This is a genomic window from Sphingomonas sp. S1-29 (assembly GCF_026167545.1).
Taxonomy (GTDB): domain Bacteria; phylum Pseudomonadota; class Alphaproteobacteria; order Sphingomonadales; family Sphingomonadaceae; genus Sphingomonas.
In genome coordinates, this window is the sequence record NZ_CP110678.1 from 2198328 (window position 1) to 2212629 (window position 14302).

The window sequence follows — 14302 nt, forward strand, 5'->3', positions numbered from 1 at the left end:
GTTTTTTCTCAAAGGGCCGCCCGCAATAGAAGGACGGTGCTTCGACAGGCTCAGCACGAACGGGGCGTGACCTGAGTCCTAGATCACGTCCCCGCTCAGCCGCTGGCAGACCATGTCGAGCTGGTCGAGCGTCGAATAGCTGATCGTCAGCGTGCCCCCCTGCCCTGCATGCGCGACGCGCACTGTCAGCCCCAGGACATCGCCAAGCTGGCGTTCGAGCGCTTCGATATCGGCACCCCCCTCCCCACCGCCATTGCCCTGCGGCACCGCGACGCGCTTCTGACCGCCGCCCTGCTTCTCGCGCGCGAGCTTTTCGGTGTCGCGCACCGACAGCCCCTTGGCGATCACGCGTTCGGCGAGCGTTTCGGGATCGGGGGCGTTGATGAGCGCGCGGGCGTGGCCCATGCTCAGCGCGCCTTCGATCACCTGCTTCTGCACCATCACCGGCAAATCGAGCAGGCGCAGCAGGTTGGCGACGTGGCTGCGCGATTTGCCGACCAATTTGGCAAGTGCTTCCTGGGTGTGGCCGAACGCCTCGATCAATTTGTGATAGGCGTCGGCCTCTTCGATCGCGTTGAGGTCCTGGCGCTGGATATTCTCGACCAGCGCGATTTCGAGCGTTTCGGCGTCGTCGAGGTCGCGGACGATCACCGGCACCTCGTGCAGCCGCGCGCGCTGCGCCGCGCGCCAGCGGCGCTCGCCCGCCACGATCTGATAGTCCTTGCCGTGCGGGCGCACGACGATCGGCTGGATCAGCCCGCGCTGCGCGATCGATTGCGCCAGGTCTTCGAGCGCGGTCTCGTCGAAATGGCGGCGCGGCTGCCCCGGATGCGGGGTGAGCGAGCTGACCGGCAGCATCCGCAGGCCGGACGATACCGGCATGCTGCCGTCCTCGTTGGGGGCGTCACGTGCGGGCGTCGCGTCGCCGAGGAGGGCGCTGAGGCCACGGCCGAGACCGGGACGCGGCTTGCGCGATGCCGGGGTGGGGACGGGATCGGTCATGCTGCTGCCTTCGCGAGGTTGGGGAGCCGGCCGATGACTTCGCGGGCCAGCGCGATATAGGCCTGCGAGCCGGCGCATTTATAATCGTAGATCAAAGCGGGCATGCCGTGGCTCGGTGCCTCGGACAACCGGACGTTGCGCGGGATCACCGTCTCGAACACGACCTTGCCGAGCACCGTGCGAACGTCGTCCGAGACCTGGTCGGTCAGCCGGTTGCGGCGATCGTACATCGTCAGCACCACGCCGAGGATCGAGAGCCCGGGATTGAAGCGGCTGCGAATCCGTTCGACGGTGGTGAGGAGCTGGCTCAATCCCTCGAGCGCGAAGAACTCGCATTGCAGCGGCACCAGAAGCGCGTGCGAGGCGACCATCGCGTTGATCGTCAGCAAGCCCAGCGATGGCGGGCAATCGATCAGCACGACGTCCCAATGCTGCGCGCCGCGCGCGATCGCCTGGTCGAGACGATGGGTGCGCGCTTCGAATTCGATCAGCTCGATCTCGGCGCCCGAAAGGTCGACGGTGGCGGGGACGATATCGAGCCGGGGGACGCGGGTGGCGATCGCAGCTTCTTCGGGCGAGGTGTCGCCGACGAGCAGATCGTAGCTCGAGCGCTCGCGGTCGTTGCGGCCGATGCCGAGTCCGGTCGAAGCGTTGCCCTGCGGATCGAGATCGATCAGCAGCACGCGCAGCCCGGTGGCGGCGAGCGCGGTGCCGACGTTGATCGCGGTAGTGGTCTTGCCCACCCCGCCCTTCTGGTTGGCGACGGTCACGACGATCATCGAAGCATCACCCCTGTTGCGACCACGATCTGCGAGTCGGCAGCCGTTACGCTCTGTTCCACGTGGAACAGTCCATGCCATCGATGCTGCGCCGATTCCAATTCGGATTGCGCCGACCGGCCTTTTGGTAGCAGCCAGAGCGTCTGTTTGTCGGCGAGATGTGAGGCGGATTCGAAGAGCGGATCGAGCGCGGCGACCGCTCGAGCGGACAGCACCGCGTTGCCCGATGCGCGGAAGGTTTCGATCCGCGATTGCACGACCGTGGTGCCAGCAAGGCCTAAGTGTTCGACTGCAGCGGAAAGGAAATCGGCGCGGCGACGACGGGGCTCGACCAGCATGACCGGGCGCGACTGGAGGATCGCCGCGACGATTCCGGGGAGTCCGGCGCCGCTGCCGATGTCGATCCAATTGCCCTGCCCCGCGCGCGCATCGGCGATCGCCACGAGCTGCGCCGAATCGACGATGTGCCGCGTCCAGAAATGTTCGAGCGTCGAGGGCGCGACGAGATTCTGCTGGCCAGCCTCTTCGCGCACCAGGGATTCATAGGCGTTCAGGCGATCGATCGCCTCGGCAGGCCAGCGCTCGGCCATCCATGCGCGCGCATCGTCTTCGGTCATGCGGCCTGGCGCTTTGCGTGAAGCAGGATCGCGGTCATCGCCGCGGGGGTGATGCCGCGCACGCGCGCGGCGCCGCCGATCGTGGTGGGGCGCGCCGCCGAGAGGCGTTCGGCCATCTCGACCGACAGACCGGGGATGTCGCCGAACGCCAGCTGGGGGGGAATCGGGATCATATCATTGGCACGCATCGTGGCGACATCGGCATCCTGGCGTTCGAGATAAGGGGCGTAATGCGCGTCCTGAACCGCCTCGGCGAGGACCTCGGCGTCGAAGGCATCGACGGCGTCGAGGACATGGGCGGGCTGGACCGCGGGGAAGCGGAGCCAGTCGGCGCCGCTGCGGCGGCCGGCGTCGAGCGCGACATCGGCGCCGCGCAGCCGGAGCGCTTGTGGCGGCCATTGCCGGTCGAGCGCGTCGTCGATCGCGGCGCGCGCTTCCTGGCGTTGCGCGAAATGCACGCGGCGCGTTTCGCCGATGCAGCCGAGCGCGATGCCGGCGGGGGTCAGCCGGGTCTCGGCATTGTCGGCGCGCAGGCGAAGCCGATATTCGGCGCGCGCGGTGAGCATGCGATAGGGTTCGGTCACCCCCTGCAGCACGAGGTCATCGATTATCACGCCGAGATAGCTGGTCGCGCGATCGAAGATCGCGGGGGCGAGCCCGAGCGCATGTGCCGCAGCATTTAGGCCGGCGACGAGCCCCTGCCCCGCGGCTTCCTCATAGCCGGTGGTGCCGTTGATTTGGCCCGCGCAAAACAGCCCGGGCGCGCTGCGCACCCCGAGCGTGGGCGCGAGCGCGCGCGGATCGATATGGTCGTATTCGACCGCATAGCCGGGGGCGGTGATCCGCGCGCGCTCGAGGCCGTCGATCGAGGCGATCATCGCCGCCTGGACGTCGGTCGGGAGCGAGGTCGAGATGCCGTTGGGGTAGATTGTCGGGTCGTCGAGCCCTTCGGGTTCGAGGAATATCTGGTGGCCGTCGCGGTCGGCGAAGCGGTGGATCTTGTCCTCGATCGAGGGGCAATAACGCGGTCCCTGCGCATCGATCGCCCCGGTGAACAGCGGCGAGCGCGAGAGCGCGGCGCGGATGATATCGTGGGTCCGATCATTGGTGCGGGTGATCGCGCAGAATAATTGCGGCAGTCGGCTCGGCTGCGGCAGCGACGACATCGTCCATTGCTCGGCATCCGAGACCTGCTGCGGCAGTCGCGCCCAGTCGATCGTCCGGCCATCGAGGCGCGGCGGGGTGCCGGTCTTGAGCCGCGCCATCGGCAGGCCCTGGTCGCGCAACTGGGAGGCGAGCTTCGTCGCGGCGCGCTCCTCGATCCGGCCACCCTCGCCGCGCTCTTCGCCGCGGAAGATGCGGCCGCCGAGGAAGGTGCCGGTCGCGAGGACCACGGCGCGCGATTCGATTTGGGTGCCATCGGATAGCTCGATGCCGCCGACGCTACCGTCGGGGTGGAGGATCAGCGCAACCGCTTCGCCCTCTGCAATTTCCAGATCACGCTGGTCGGCGAGCATTACCTGGATCGCTGCGGCGTAGCGCTTGCGATCGGCCTGGACGCGCGGGCCCTGGACGGCGCTGCCCTTGCTGCGGTTGAGCATGCGGTAATGGATCGCTGCGGCATCGGCGGCGCGCGCGATCAGCCCGTCGAGCGCGTCGACTTCGCGAACGAGGTGCCCCTTGCCGAGCCCGCCGATCGCGGGGTTGCACGACATCGCCCCGAGCGTCGCGCGCGAAAAGCTGAGCAGCAAGGTGCGCGCACCGCGCCGCGCTGCGGCAGCCGCAGCTTCGGTGCCGGCGTGGCCGCCGCCGATCACGATCACGTCATAGGTCATCGCCGACGATTAGAAGCACCGAGCGCGACCGTCAAAGCTGTTCCACGTGGAACATCACTTGCCGATGCAGAAGCGTCCGAACAAGGCGTCGAGCATCGCTTCGACGTCGGCACGACCGGTGATGCGATCGAAGGCGAGGCGTGCCCGGCGAAGCTGCTCGGCGATCAGCAGCAGATCGGTCTCGCGCGATGCCGCTTCGAGTGCCTCGCGCGCATCGCTCATCAGCGCATGCTGGCGCTGGTTCATCGCCACGCTGTCGGCGGGAGGCGTCAAGTCGGCGACCGCGGCGATGACGCGTTGCCACAAGTCGGCAAGCCCATCACCGGTGCGCGCGGAGATCGACAGCCGGCCCTCGCGGGCGCCTCCCCTGCCCGCTTCGTCGGCGCGGGGATGCAGCGCGATGACACGATCGGCATGCGCCCCGGGCACCGCCTCGTCACCCAACCACAACAGCACATCGGCCTGCGCCATCGCATCCTGCGCGCGTTCGATGCCGATGCGCTCGATCGGGTCGCTGCTGTCTTCTGCCAACCCGGCGGTATCGGTCAGTGTGATCGGATAGCCTTCGACGACGACATGCGCTTCGATCCGGTCACGGGTGGTGCCGGCGATGTCGGACACGATCGCGACCTCGCGATCGACGAGCGCGTTGATGAGCGTCGACTTGCCGCTGTTGGGCGGGCCAGCAAGGACGACGCGAAAGCCGTCGCGCAAGCGATCGACGGTGGGGCGTGCGACCAAGTCGGCCAACGTTCCGGCCACCTTGGCGATGTCAGTCCGCAACAGCGCGACCTCGGCATCGTCGTCGCCGACATCGGCTTCGTCGGAGAAGTCGAGCAACGCCTCGGCACGCGCCGACACCGCCAGGATATCATCGAGCAGCGTGTCGATGGTGCGGCGCAACATGCCTCCGCTCGCCTGGATCGCGGCGCGGCGCTGCAATTCGGTCTCGGCAGTGAGCAGGTCGGCGAGCCCCTCGGCCTCGGTCATGTCGATCCGGCCATTGAGCAAGGCGCGGCGGGTGAATTCCCCCGCCTCGGCAGCGCGGGTGCGCGGGTCGGCGGCGAGTGCCGCCTCTACCGCGCGCACCACTGCCCTGCCCCCGTGCAGATGGAGCTCGACCAGATCCTCGCCGGTCGCGGTCGCCGGGCCGGGAAAGGCGAGGATAATCGCTTGGTCGAGCAACGCGCCGAGCGCCGGATCGCGGAGCGACCGAAGCTGCGCCATTCGCGGCGGCGGCAAGCTGCCCGCCAGCGCGGTTACCACCGCAAAGGCATCGGCGCCGCTGACGCGCAGCACCGCGATGGCGGCGGGCGGATGGCCGCTCGACACCGCATAGATCGTGGTCATGCTATTCGGGTCGCTTGCCCGACATGTCGAACATCTGGCGCCAGAAGTTCATCCCCGCCTCGCCCATCGGCGCCCAGCTGCGCATCATCGATTCGAGCACTTCGGGGCTCACCCCCTTGTCGACGGTATCGACCATCATCGCGACATAGCGTTCGTGCACCGGGGTGAAATCGGGCAGCCCCATCGCGCGGCGCGCCTCTTCAGGAGTACAATCGACCTCGACATTGATCTTCATCGGCACAATCTCCAGCTTCCATGCGACCGCGTCGCAAGGCCGTTCTAAGCGATAGTCGGGCATCCGCCTATCGCCGCTTCCACCCCATGATTTTCAGGAGTTCGCATGCGCGAGATTTCGATACCCGCCCTAGACGATAGCGGCAGCTTCAACGCCTATGTCGCCGAGCCCGATGGTGCCGCGCGTGCGGCGATCGTCGTCATCCAGGAAATCTTCGGGGTGAACCGCGGGATCCGCCAGAAATGCGACAAGCTCGCCGCCGCAGGCTATCTGGCAATCGCACCCGACCTGTTCTGGCGGATCGAGCCCGGGATCGAGCTCGACCCCGATGTCGATGCCGAGATGCAGCAGGCGCTGGGGTTGATGGGCAAGTTCGATCAGGACAAGGGCGTTGCCGATATCGAAGCGACGATCGCCGCGGCGCGCAGCCATCTGGCCGAGGGCGGCAAGGTGGGCGTGGTCGGATATTGCCTGGGGGGCCGCCTGGCGTTCATGACCGCGGCGCGGACCGATGCTGATGCGAGCGTCGGCTATTATGCGGTCGGGATCGACGGGCTGCTGGGCGAGGCCGACGCCATCGCCAAGCCGGTGATGCTGCACGTTCCCAAGGACGATCATTTCGTCGGGGCGGAGACGCAGGCCAAGATGCACGAGGGGCTGGACGATCACCCGATGGTGACGCTGCATGATTATGCCGGCGAGGACCATGGGTTCGCTACCGAGGTCGGGAATCGGCGGTCGCCCGAGGCGGCGGAGCTGGCCGATGCGCGGACGATGGCGTTTTTTGGGGAGTATTTGGGGTGAATTGAGGGGGCGGGTTTCGGCCCTCCCCTTTGAAAGCCGGCGCGGGAGCGGGCGCTTTGCTCCCCTCCCTGAAAGGGAGGGGTCGAGTGTTCGCGATACGGTTATCGTCGCCAGCTTGGCTTCCGTAACCCCCGGTCTCGACCCACCCCCAGCCCCTCCCTTTCAGGGAGGGGAGTCAAGTGCTGACGTCGGTCGGTTGCCTTCGGCACCGCCGGCCGAGCCGGTGCGAGTCCTGAAATAGCGACGCTATTTCAGGCCGCACTCGTCACTGATTCATGCTGTCGAAGAAGTCTTCGTTGGTCTTCGAATCCTTCATCTTGTCGAGCAGGAACTCCATCGAATCGATGGTGCCCATCTGCATGAGGATCCGGCGAAGTACCCACATCTTGCTGAGCTTGCCCTTGTCGACCAGCAGCTCTTCCTTGCGCGTGCCCGACTTGCCGACGTCGAGTGCGGGGAAGATGCGCTTGTCGGCGACCTTGCGGTCGAGAACGATTTCGGAGTTGCCGGTGCCCTTGAACTCTTCAAAGATCACTTCGTCCATGCGGCTGCCGGTGTCGATCAGTGCGGTGGCGATGATCGAGAGCGAGCCACCTTCCTCGATGTTGCGCGCGGCGCCGAAGAAGCGCTTGGGGCGCTGGAGCGCGTTGGCGTCGACACCGCCGGTCAGCACCTTGCCCGATGACGGCACCACGGTGTTGTAGGCGCGGCCGAGGCGGGTGATCGAATCGAGCAGGATCACCACGTCCTTCTTGTGCTCGACCAGACGCTTGGCCTTTTCGATCACCATTTCAGACACTTGGACGTGGCGCTGCGCGGGTTCGTCGAAGGTCGAGCTGATGACCTCGCCCTTCACGCTGCGCTGCATGTCGGTGACTTCCTCGGGGCGCTCGTCGATCAGCAGGACGATCAGGAACACCTCGGGGTGGTTGTCGGTGATCGCGCGCGCGATGTTCTGCAGCAGCACGGTCTTGCCGACGCGCGGCGGGGCGACGATCAGTGCGCGCTGGCCCTTGCCCTGCGGTGAGATAATGTCGATCACCCGCGCCGACTTGTCCTTGACCGTGGGGTCAGCGGGATCGAGCGTCAGCTTCTCATCGGGATAGAGCGGCGTCAGATTGTCGAAATTGACGCGATGGCGCACGACGTCGGGATCGTCGAAATTGACCGATACCAGCCGCGTGAGCGCGAAATAGCGTTCGCCGTCCTTGGGGCCGCGGATCTCGCCCTCGACGGTATCGCCGGTACGCAGGCCCATTTTGCGGACCTGATTGGGCGAGACATAGATGTCGTCGGGGCCGGCGAGATAGCTCGCCTCGGGGCTGCGCAGGAAGCCGAAACCGTCGGGCAGCACTTCGATCGTGCCGACGCCCATGATCATCTCGCCCTGCTCGGCCTGGACCTTGAGGATCGCGAACATCAGGTCCTGCTTGCGCATCGTCGAGGCGCCTTCGATCCCGAGCCCTTCGGCCATTTCGACCAGTTCGGCGGGCGGTTTCTTCTTGAGGTCCTTGAGGTGCATGCGCTGAGGTGTCCGGTCTGGGCAGGAAGCAAGGATAGCGTCGGTCGGTGGAACGCGAAGGGTTCGGCACACGGGCGAGGCTGGAGGGAGACAGTCGCCGGCAGACGCGGATGCGCTGCCGACCACAGACCGCCGGATTAGGTAGGCGGCGAAATCAAGTCAAGCCGGATCGGCGCGCGCGCGGTCGGCCTGGCGTCAGCGGCCCTTGGGCGCCGCGCCGCCGGTCTTGGCGCGCGCCTGGACCGCGTTGCCGACCGAGGCCAGCCGCTTGGCATTGTCCTGCAGCTGGCTGCCGCAGCGGGGGGTATGCTGCTTCACGAACGCGTTCAGCCCGGCCTCGTCCGAGGGCAACGTCGCGAGGATCGCCTTTTGCAGGTCGAACCCCGGCTCGCGCCCGTCGATCCGCCCGACATAATACATCGTGCCCGCGAGCACGCCGGGGCGCTGCGCCTCGGGCACGGTGTTGACGATCGCGCCGAGCACCGCGACGCAGGTGACGTCGGCGGCCTGGCTGTCCTGCGCGGCGGCGGTTGCGGGGGCGGCGAGTGCGAGCGCGAGAAGGGGAAGCAGCATCGAGTTCGCCTTTTAGAAGGGTTTGACGATCGCCAGGATGACGATCAGCGTCACGGCGATCGCGGGGACTTCGTTGATCAACCGCAATTGCCGCGCCGCGAGCGTTGGCCGTCCCGCAGCGAGCTTGCGGCCATAGCCGACCGCCCAGCCGTGATAGCCTGACAGCAGCACTACCAGCAGCAATTTGGCGTGCAACCAGCCGAGCCCGGTTTCGCCCTCGAACAGCCCCAGATTGACGGCGAGCAGAAGCCCGAGCACCCAGACGACGATCAGCGAGGGGGTGAGGATCATCTTGCGAAGCTTCGCCTCGCGCTCGATCCAGCGTTCGGGTTCGCCGGCGATCGACAACCCCTCCTGGTGATGGACCAGGTAGCGCGGCAGGATGAACAGCCCGGCCATCCAGAAGATCACGAAGATCAGATGCGCGGCCTTCATCCAGGGATAGGCCTGGCCGAGAAAGCCGGTCATCGCGGCGCGCTGCCGCGAACGCGCGCTAGCAGTTGCTCAACATGCGCGATCGGGGTGTCGGGCAGGATGCCGTGGCCCAGGTTGAACACATGCGGGCGATCGGCGAAGGCGGCGAGGATGTGGTCGATCGCGGCGTCGAGCGCCTGACCGCCGGCGATCAGCGCGAGTGGGTCGAGATTGCCCTGGACGGGCATGTCGGCGGGCAGTTCGCGGTTCGCCCAGACCGGGTCGACGGTCTCGTCGATCCCCATCGCATCGACCCCGGTTTCGCGCGCATAGGCGCCGAGCTTGCCCCCTGCCCCCTTGGGAAAGCCGATGATGATGAGGTTGGGGCAGCGCGACCGCAGCCCCGCGACGATCGCGGCATTGGGGGCGATCACCCAGCGTTCGAATTGCGCCGGCGACAAGCTACCCGCCCAGCTGTCGAACAGTTGGACCGCGGCGACCCCGGCTTCGTGCTGCTTGGCGAGATAGTCGATCGTCACCGCGATGATCCGGTCGACCAGCAGCTGCATTGCCGCAGGATCGCCGTACGCCAGCCTTCTGGCCTTGTGCTGGTCCTTCGAGCCTTGGCCTGCGATCATGTACGTCGCGACCGTCCACGGGCTTCCAGCGAACCCCAGGAAGGTAGTTTCGGGCGGGAGCATCGCCGCGACCTGGCGGACCGTCTCGTACACCGGCGCGAGCACGTCTTCGCTCGGCGGCACCAGCGCCTCGATCGCCGCGCGATCGTCGGCGGTGGGGGCGAGGCGTGGTCCCTCGCCGGTTTCGAACCACAGGTCCTGCCCCAGCGCCATCGGCACGGTCAGGATGTCCGAAAACAGGATCGCACCGTCGAAGCCGAAGCGACGGATCGGCTGGATCGTGATCTCGGCGGCCGAGGGCGGGTCCATCGCCAGCGCGAGAAAGCCCCCCTTTTCGGCCCGAAGCGCACGATATTCGGGGAGATAGCGCCCCGCCTGCCGCATCAGCCAGACGGGAGCGACGGGCTGCTTCTCGCCGAGCAAGGTCGCGAGCAGGGGTTTCTTGATCGAGCCGGGGGTCTGCACGGGGATCGGTCTGCCTTCCTTCATACTTAAGAAGAATCTTGAATAAGGATGTTGATGGAAGATGGCGCGTGGATGTCGGGGCTTAAGGCGTCGTGCGGTTTTTGCCAACAGCTTGACCCAAAGGCGCGGGCCGAGCGCCAATGAGTCGGAACGCGCTTCCACGTTTTCCACAGGGTGGGGATAAGATCGGACCCCTGCGCAGGGATTGTGGACGGCATGGGGATCGAACCCCCGGTTTTGCACGGCTTGGCCGCGGGGCCGGGTTACGCTAGCCACTGTCACCATGTTGTCCACAGATCGGCCCCATCGGTGATGAAGCTGCACCTCCACCTGCTGTCGGATTCGACCGGGGAGACGCTGGAGAATATCGCCAAGGCGGCGCTGGCGCAGTTCGACGATGTCGAGACACTGCGCCATTTCTGGCCGATGGTGCGAAGCGAAGCGCATCTCGAGCGGATCCTGCAGGAGATCGCACAGAATCCGGGGCTCGTGATCTTCACGCTGGTGAACAAGGAAGTGCGCCGGACGCTCGAGGCGCGCTGCCGGGCGATGGGGCTTCCTGCGATCGCGCCGCTCGACGGGGTGAGCCACGCGCTGTCGGGGTTGCTGGGGCAGGAAGCCAAGGCACGGCCGGGGCGGCAGCATATCCTCGACGCCGCCTATTTCGCGCGCGTCGATGCGATCCAGTTCACGATCGCGCATGACGACGGGATCGCCGCCGAGGATTGGGAGGAGGCCGATATCCTGCTCGCGGGCGTTTCGCGCTCATCGAAGACCCCGACCTCGATCTATCTCGCCAATCGCGGCTACAAGACCGCCAACATCCCGATCGTGATCGAGAGCCCGCCGCCGCGCGAGCTGTTCAGCCTGAAAAACCCGCTGATCGTTGGGCTGACCACCAGCGCCGACCGGCTGATCCAGGTGCGGCGCAACCGGTTGCTGTCGCTGAACCAGGCGCCCGAGACCGCCTATGTCGACCAGGAGGCGGTGGCGCGCGAAGTCGCGTTCGCGCGGCGGATGTTCGCCGACAATGGCTGGCCGGTGATCGACGTCACGCGGCGCTCGATCGAGGAAACCGCCGCGGCGATCATTACCTTGTGCAACGAGCGCGCCGCCGCGCAGCGCGACGCATGACGCTGATCCTGGCTTCGAAGAGCGCGAGCCGGCGCGCGATGCTGACCGCCGCGGGCGTCCCGCACGAGGCGGTCGCGGCGCAGGTCGACGAGGAGGCCGCCAAGGCGAGCTTCGCCGCGCAAGGATTGTCGGCGCGCGATACCGCCGATGCGCTTGCCGAATTGAAGGCGAGCAAGGTGTCGCGGCTGGCGGGCGCGGGGCTGGTGCTCGGCTGCGACTCGGTGGTCGCGCTCGCCGATGGCAGCCTGATCGACAAGCCGGTCGACCGCGCCGATGCCGCGGCGCAATTGCGGCGGATGGCGGGCGCGACGCACGAGCTCTACTCGGCGGCGGTGATCGTCGAGAACGGCCATCCGGTGTGGCGGCATGTCGATCACGCGCGGCTGACCGTGCGGCCGCTGTCCGATGCGTTTATCGAGGCGTATCTCGATGCCGAATGGCCGGCGATCGCGGGCTGTGTCGGCTGCTATCGGATCGAGGGGCCGGGGGTGCAGCTGTTCTCGCGCATCGAGGGCAGCCATTTCACGATTTTGGGGCTGCCGATGCTGCCCTTGGTCGATTATCTGCGGGTTCGAGGGGTGTTGACGGCATGACGCGCTATGCAGAGGTGATCGGCGATCCGATCGACCATTCGAAATCGCCGCTGATCCACGGCTTCTGGCTGAAAGAGCTGGGGATCGATGCGCGCTACGAGCGGCATCGCGTAGAGGCGAGCGGGCTCGGCGGCTATTTCGCCGATCGCGCAGCTGATCCTGAATGGCGCGGGTGCAACGTCACGCTGCCGCACAAGGAAGCAGCGCTCGACCATGTCCCCGATCCCGGTGGGCTGCGCCAATCAATCGGCGCGGTGAACACGGTGTTTCGCGGCGACGATGGCGCGCTGGTCGCGACCAATACCGATGCCGCGGGCTTTTATGCGCCGTTGGGAGCGACCGATCTGGTCGGCGCGCATGTCGCGCTGGTCGGATCGGGGGGCGCGGCGCGCGCGATCCTGTTCGCGCTGTCGCGGATCGGCGCGGCGCATGTGACGCTGATGGCGCGCAACCCCTTGAAGGGCGCGGGGCTGCTCGCGGCGTTCGGGTTGAAGGGCGACATCGTGCCGCTCGATTCGCCGCTGCCCCCGGTCGACCTGCTGGTGAATGCCAGCGTGCTGGGGATGGCGGGGCAGCCCGCGCTGGCGATCGACCTCGATCCGCTGCCCGATCACGCGATCGTGTACGACATCGTCTATGCCCCGCTCGAAACGCCGTTGCTGGCGGCGGCGCGTGCGCGCGAGCTGGCGACGATCGACGGGCTCGAGATGCTGATCGGCCAGGCGGCGCTGGCGTTCGAATTGTTCTTCGGGGTCGAGGCGCCGCGGGGCAAGGACGCCGAGCTGCGGGCGCTGCTGACCGCGTGAGGCTCCCGCAACCGCCGTTCGTTTCGAGCAATCTCCCCTCCCTGAAAGGGAGGGGTCGGGGGTGGGCGGAGTGCTCATGATACGGCCTCCGCGCGGATCAGGGCAGCGTGCCTCCCGGACCCGACCCACCCCCAGCCCCTCCCTTTCAGGGAGAGGAGTAGCCAGCCCAGAAACTCCAGCGAAGTGCGCGGTCCGGTTTCTCGACTTCGCTCGAAACGAACGGAAAAAGCGTGCGTAAGCCCCTCGTCCTCGGTCTCACCGGGTCGATCGGGATGGGCAAGTCGACCGTCGCGGCGATGTTCGCCGATGCCGGGGTGCCGGTATTCGATGCCGATGCCGAGGTGCATCGCTTGCAGGGCCCCGGCGGCGCGGCCCTTTCCGAAATCGAGGCGGCGTTTCCCGGCACGACCGGCCCGGCGGGGGTCGATCGCGCGGCGCTGGGGGCGGCGGTGTTCGGTGACGATGCGGTGCTCGCGCGGCTCGAGGCGATCGTGCATCCGATGGTCGCGCAGGCGCGTGCCGCATTCATGGCGTCACATGCCGACAAGCCGCTGGTGCTGCTCGATATTCCCTTGTTGTTCGAGAAGCAGGGCTGGTCGCAGGTCGACAGGATCGTGGTGGTGTCGGCGCCCGCCGAGGTCCAGCGCGCGCGGGTGCTGGCGCGGCCGGGGATGACGCCCGAGCGCTTCGAGGCGATCCTCGCGCGGCAATTGCCCGATGCGCAGAAACGCGCGCGCGCCGATTTCGTGATCTCCACCGCCGGCCCGCTCGACGAAACCCGCGCGGCGGTCGCGCGGGTGATCGCTTGCGTTGGCGCGCCGCCGGGAGAATAAGGTCCGATGCGCGAAATCGTCTTCGATACCGAAACCACCGGCCTCAGCTTCGCCGCGGGCGACCGGGTGGTCGAGATCGGCTGTGTCGAGCTGGTGAACCAGTGCGAGACCGGCGAGGTCTTCCACGTCTATTTCAACCCGCAGCGGCCGATGCCGCCCGAGGCGCAGGCGGTGCACGGCCTGTCCGACGCGTTCCTGCGCGACAAGCCGCTGTTCCACGAGCAGGTCGAGGCGCTGCTCGACTTCATCGGCGATTCGCCGATGGTCGCGCACAATGCGGGGTTCGATTTCGCCTTTCTCAACGGCGAGTTGCAGCGCTGTGGACGGCCGAGCGTCGCGATGTCGCGGATGGTCGATACGCTGCAGATCGCGCGGCAGAAGCTGCCCGGTGCCAAGCATACGCTCGACGCGCTGTGCAGCCGCTTCGGGGTCGATCGCAGCCGCCGCGTGCTCCACGGCGCGTTGCTCGACGCGCAGTTGCTCGCGCAGGTCTATGTCGAATTGTCGGGCGGGCGGCAGATCGGGCTGGGGCTGCTCGAAGAAACCGTCGCCGAGACGATCGACTTTGCCGAGCCGATCGTCGTTGCGATCCGTCCGCCGCGGGTGTTCGCCGCGTCGGCGGAGGAGCTCGCGCGGCATGCCGCGTTCGTTGCCGGGCTGAAGGAACCGCTCTGGGCGTCCGGTTGACGCCGGTATCGCGCA

16 protein-coding genes are annotated in these 14302 nt (G+C 67.2%); 6 read left to right on the top strand and 10 right to left on the bottom strand.

All coding sequences use genetic code 11. The annotated features are described in order from the left end of the window. Positions 1 to 78 precede the first annotated feature (78 nt). Genes OKW76_RS10440 through OKW76_RS10465 form a run of 6 tightly spaced genes read right to left on the bottom strand, consistent with a single transcriptional unit; the run spans position 79 to position 5818 of the window. A complete protein-coding gene (locus OKW76_RS10440) occupies positions 79 to 1002 on the bottom strand; it encodes a ParB/RepB/Spo0J family partition protein (protein WP_265548836.1) in 924 nt (307 codons plus the stop codon). Next, complete coding sequence (locus tag OKW76_RS10445) at positions 999 to 1781, bottom strand: ParA family protein (RefSeq protein ID WP_256505675.1); 783 nt, start codon at positions 1779 to 1781, stop codon at positions 999 to 1001. The genes OKW76_RS10440 and OKW76_RS10445 overlap by 4 nt, the downstream gene beginning before the upstream one ends. Continuing rightward, positions 1778 to 2398 carry a 16S rRNA (guanine(527)-N(7))-methyltransferase RsmG gene (rsmG, locus tag OKW76_RS10450; protein WP_265548837.1) on the bottom strand — a complete coding sequence of 207 codons (621 nt, stop codon included), beginning with the start codon at positions 2396 to 2398 and terminating at the stop codon, positions 1778 to 1780. The genes OKW76_RS10445 and rsmG overlap by 4 nt, the downstream gene beginning before the upstream one ends. Beyond that, positions 2395 to 4233, bottom strand: coding sequence for a tRNA uridine-5-carboxymethylaminomethyl(34) synthesis enzyme MnmG (mnmG, locus tag OKW76_RS10455; RefSeq protein WP_265548839.1), 1839 nt, complete (start codon positions 4231 to 4233; stop codon positions 2395 to 2397). Before mnmG ends, rsmG begins: the two co-directional genes overlap by 4 nt. Before the next feature lie 54 nt (positions 4234 to 4287). Further along, on the bottom strand, positions 4288 to 5583 hold the full coding sequence (gene mnmE, locus OKW76_RS10460) for a tRNA uridine-5-carboxymethylaminomethyl(34) synthesis GTPase MnmE (protein WP_265548840.1): 1296 nt from the start codon (positions 5581 to 5583) through the stop codon (positions 4288 to 4290). Between the two features lies 1 nt (position 5584). Beyond that, a complete protein-coding gene (locus OKW76_RS10465; protein ID WP_256505679.1) occupies positions 5585 to 5818 on the bottom strand; it encodes a DUF6489 family protein in 234 nt (77 codons plus the stop codon). Positions 5819 to 5923: 105 nt separating this feature from the next. On the opposite strand from OKW76_RS10465, the gene OKW76_RS10470 reads away from it, so the two are divergent. Beyond that, positions 5924 to 6622, top strand: coding sequence for a dienelactone hydrolase family protein (locus tag OKW76_RS10470; protein ID WP_265548841.1), 699 nt, complete (start codon positions 5924 to 5926; stop codon positions 6620 to 6622). Positions 6623 to 6887: 265 nt separating this feature from the next. Here the strand turns inward: OKW76_RS10470 and rho are convergent, their stop codons facing one another. From rho to hemE, 4 genes are all read right to left on the bottom strand, one after another. Beyond that, positions 6888 to 8144 carry a transcription termination factor Rho gene (rho, locus tag OKW76_RS10475; protein ID WP_256505681.1) on the bottom strand — a complete coding sequence of 419 codons (1257 nt, stop codon included), beginning with the start codon at positions 8142 to 8144 and terminating at the stop codon, positions 6888 to 6890. 195 nt (positions 8145 to 8339) lie between these two features. Beyond that, positions 8340 to 8717 carry a hypothetical protein gene (locus tag OKW76_RS10480; RefSeq protein WP_265548842.1) on the bottom strand — a complete coding sequence of 126 codons (378 nt, stop codon included), beginning with the start codon at positions 8715 to 8717 and terminating at the stop codon, positions 8340 to 8342. 12 nt (positions 8718 to 8729) lie between these two features. After that, complete coding sequence (locus OKW76_RS10485) at positions 8730 to 9185, bottom strand: CopD family protein (protein WP_265548843.1); 456 nt, start codon at positions 9183 to 9185, stop codon at positions 8730 to 8732. After that, on the bottom strand, positions 9182 to 10216 hold the full coding sequence (gene hemE / locus OKW76_RS10490; protein ID WP_265552909.1) for a uroporphyrinogen decarboxylase: 1035 nt from the start codon (positions 10214 to 10216) through the stop codon (positions 9182 to 9184). The genes OKW76_RS10485 and hemE overlap by 4 nt, the downstream gene beginning before the upstream one ends. Positions 10217 to 10546: 330 nt before the next feature. On the opposite strand from hemE, the gene OKW76_RS10495 reads away from it, so the two are divergent. The 5 genes from OKW76_RS10495 to dnaQ all read left to right on the top strand — a co-directional run bounded on the left by OKW76_RS10495 (position 10547) and on the right by dnaQ (position 14287). Then, positions 10547 to 11368 carry a pyruvate, water dikinase regulatory protein gene (locus tag OKW76_RS10495; protein WP_416221860.1) on the top strand — a complete coding sequence of 274 codons (822 nt, stop codon included), beginning with the start codon at positions 10547 to 10549 and terminating at the stop codon, positions 11366 to 11368. Next, positions 11365 to 11961: a Maf family protein gene (locus OKW76_RS10500; protein WP_265548845.1), complete on the top strand. Its 597-nt coding sequence runs from the start codon at positions 11365 to 11367 to the stop codon at positions 11959 to 11961. Before OKW76_RS10495 ends, OKW76_RS10500 begins: the two co-directional genes overlap by 4 nt. Next, the gene (locus OKW76_RS10505; RefSeq protein ID WP_265548847.1) at positions 11958 to 12767 is read left to right on the top strand and encodes a shikimate dehydrogenase family protein; all 810 of its coding nucleotides are present in this window, start codon (positions 11958 to 11960) and stop codon (positions 12765 to 12767) included. The genes OKW76_RS10500 and OKW76_RS10505 overlap by 4 nt, the downstream gene beginning before the upstream one ends. A 230-nt stretch (positions 12768 to 12997) precedes the next feature. Beyond that, the gene (coaE, locus tag OKW76_RS10510; protein ID WP_265548848.1) at positions 12998 to 13600 is read left to right on the top strand and encodes a dephospho-CoA kinase; all 603 of its coding nucleotides are present in this window, start codon (positions 12998 to 13000) and stop codon (positions 13598 to 13600) included. A 6-nt stretch (positions 13601 to 13606) separates the two neighbouring features. Continuing rightward, positions 13607 to 14287, top strand: coding sequence for a DNA polymerase III subunit epsilon (gene dnaQ / locus OKW76_RS10515; RefSeq protein WP_265548850.1), 681 nt, complete (start codon positions 13607 to 13609; stop codon positions 14285 to 14287). Positions 14288 to 14302 lie beyond the last annotated feature (15 nt).

Excerpts from the sequence above, each read along its gene's own strand:
- OKW76_RS10505 (WP_265548847.1), top strand. The coding sequence starts at position 11,958 with ATGACGCGCTATGCAGAGGTGATCGGCGATCCGATCGACCATTCGAAA.
- OKW76_RS10480 (WP_265548842.1), bottom strand. The coding sequence starts at position 8,717 with ATGCTGCTTCCCCTTCTCGCGCTCGCACTCGCCGCCCCCGCAACCGCC.
- mnmG (WP_265548839.1), bottom strand. The coding sequence starts at position 4,233 with ATGACCTATGACGTGATCGTGATCGGCGGCGGCCACGCCGGCACCGAA.
- rho (WP_256505681.1), bottom strand. The coding sequence starts at position 8,144 with ATGCACCTCAAGGACCTCAAGAAGAAACCGCCCGCCGAACTGGTCGAA.
- OKW76_RS10445 (WP_256505675.1), bottom strand. The coding sequence starts at position 1,781 with ATGATCGTCGTGACCGTCGCCAACCAGAAGGGCGGGGTGGGCAAGACC.
- OKW76_RS10440 (WP_265548836.1), bottom strand. The coding sequence starts at position 1,002 with ATGACCGATCCCGTCCCCACCCCGGCATCGCGCAAGCCGCGTCCCGGT.
- OKW76_RS10470 (WP_265548841.1), top strand. The coding sequence starts at position 5,924 with ATGCGCGAGATTTCGATACCCGCCCTAGACGATAGCGGCAGCTTCAAC.
- OKW76_RS10485 (WP_265548843.1), bottom strand. The coding sequence starts at position 9,185 with ATGACCGGCTTTCTCGGCCAGGCCTATCCCTGGATGAAGGCCGCGCAT.
- OKW76_RS10465 (WP_256505679.1), bottom strand. The coding sequence starts at position 5,818 with ATGAAGATCAATGTCGAGGTCGATTGTACTCCTGAAGAGGCGCGCCGC.
- rsmG (WP_265548837.1), bottom strand. The coding sequence starts at position 2,398 with ATGACCGAAGACGATGCGCGCGCATGGATGGCCGAGCGCTGGCCTGCC.
- OKW76_RS10500 (WP_265548845.1), top strand. The coding sequence starts at position 11,365 with ATGACGCTGATCCTGGCTTCGAAGAGCGCGAGCCGGCGCGCGATGCTG.
- OKW76_RS10495 (WP_416221860.1), top strand. The coding sequence starts at position 10,547 with ATGAAGCTGCACCTCCACCTGCTGTCGGATTCGACCGGGGAGACGCTG.
- mnmE (WP_265548840.1), bottom strand. The coding sequence starts at position 5,583 with ATGACCACGATCTATGCGGTGTCGAGCGGCCATCCGCCCGCCGCCATC.
- dnaQ (WP_265548850.1), top strand. The coding sequence starts at position 13,607 with ATGCGCGAAATCGTCTTCGATACCGAAACCACCGGCCTCAGCTTCGCC.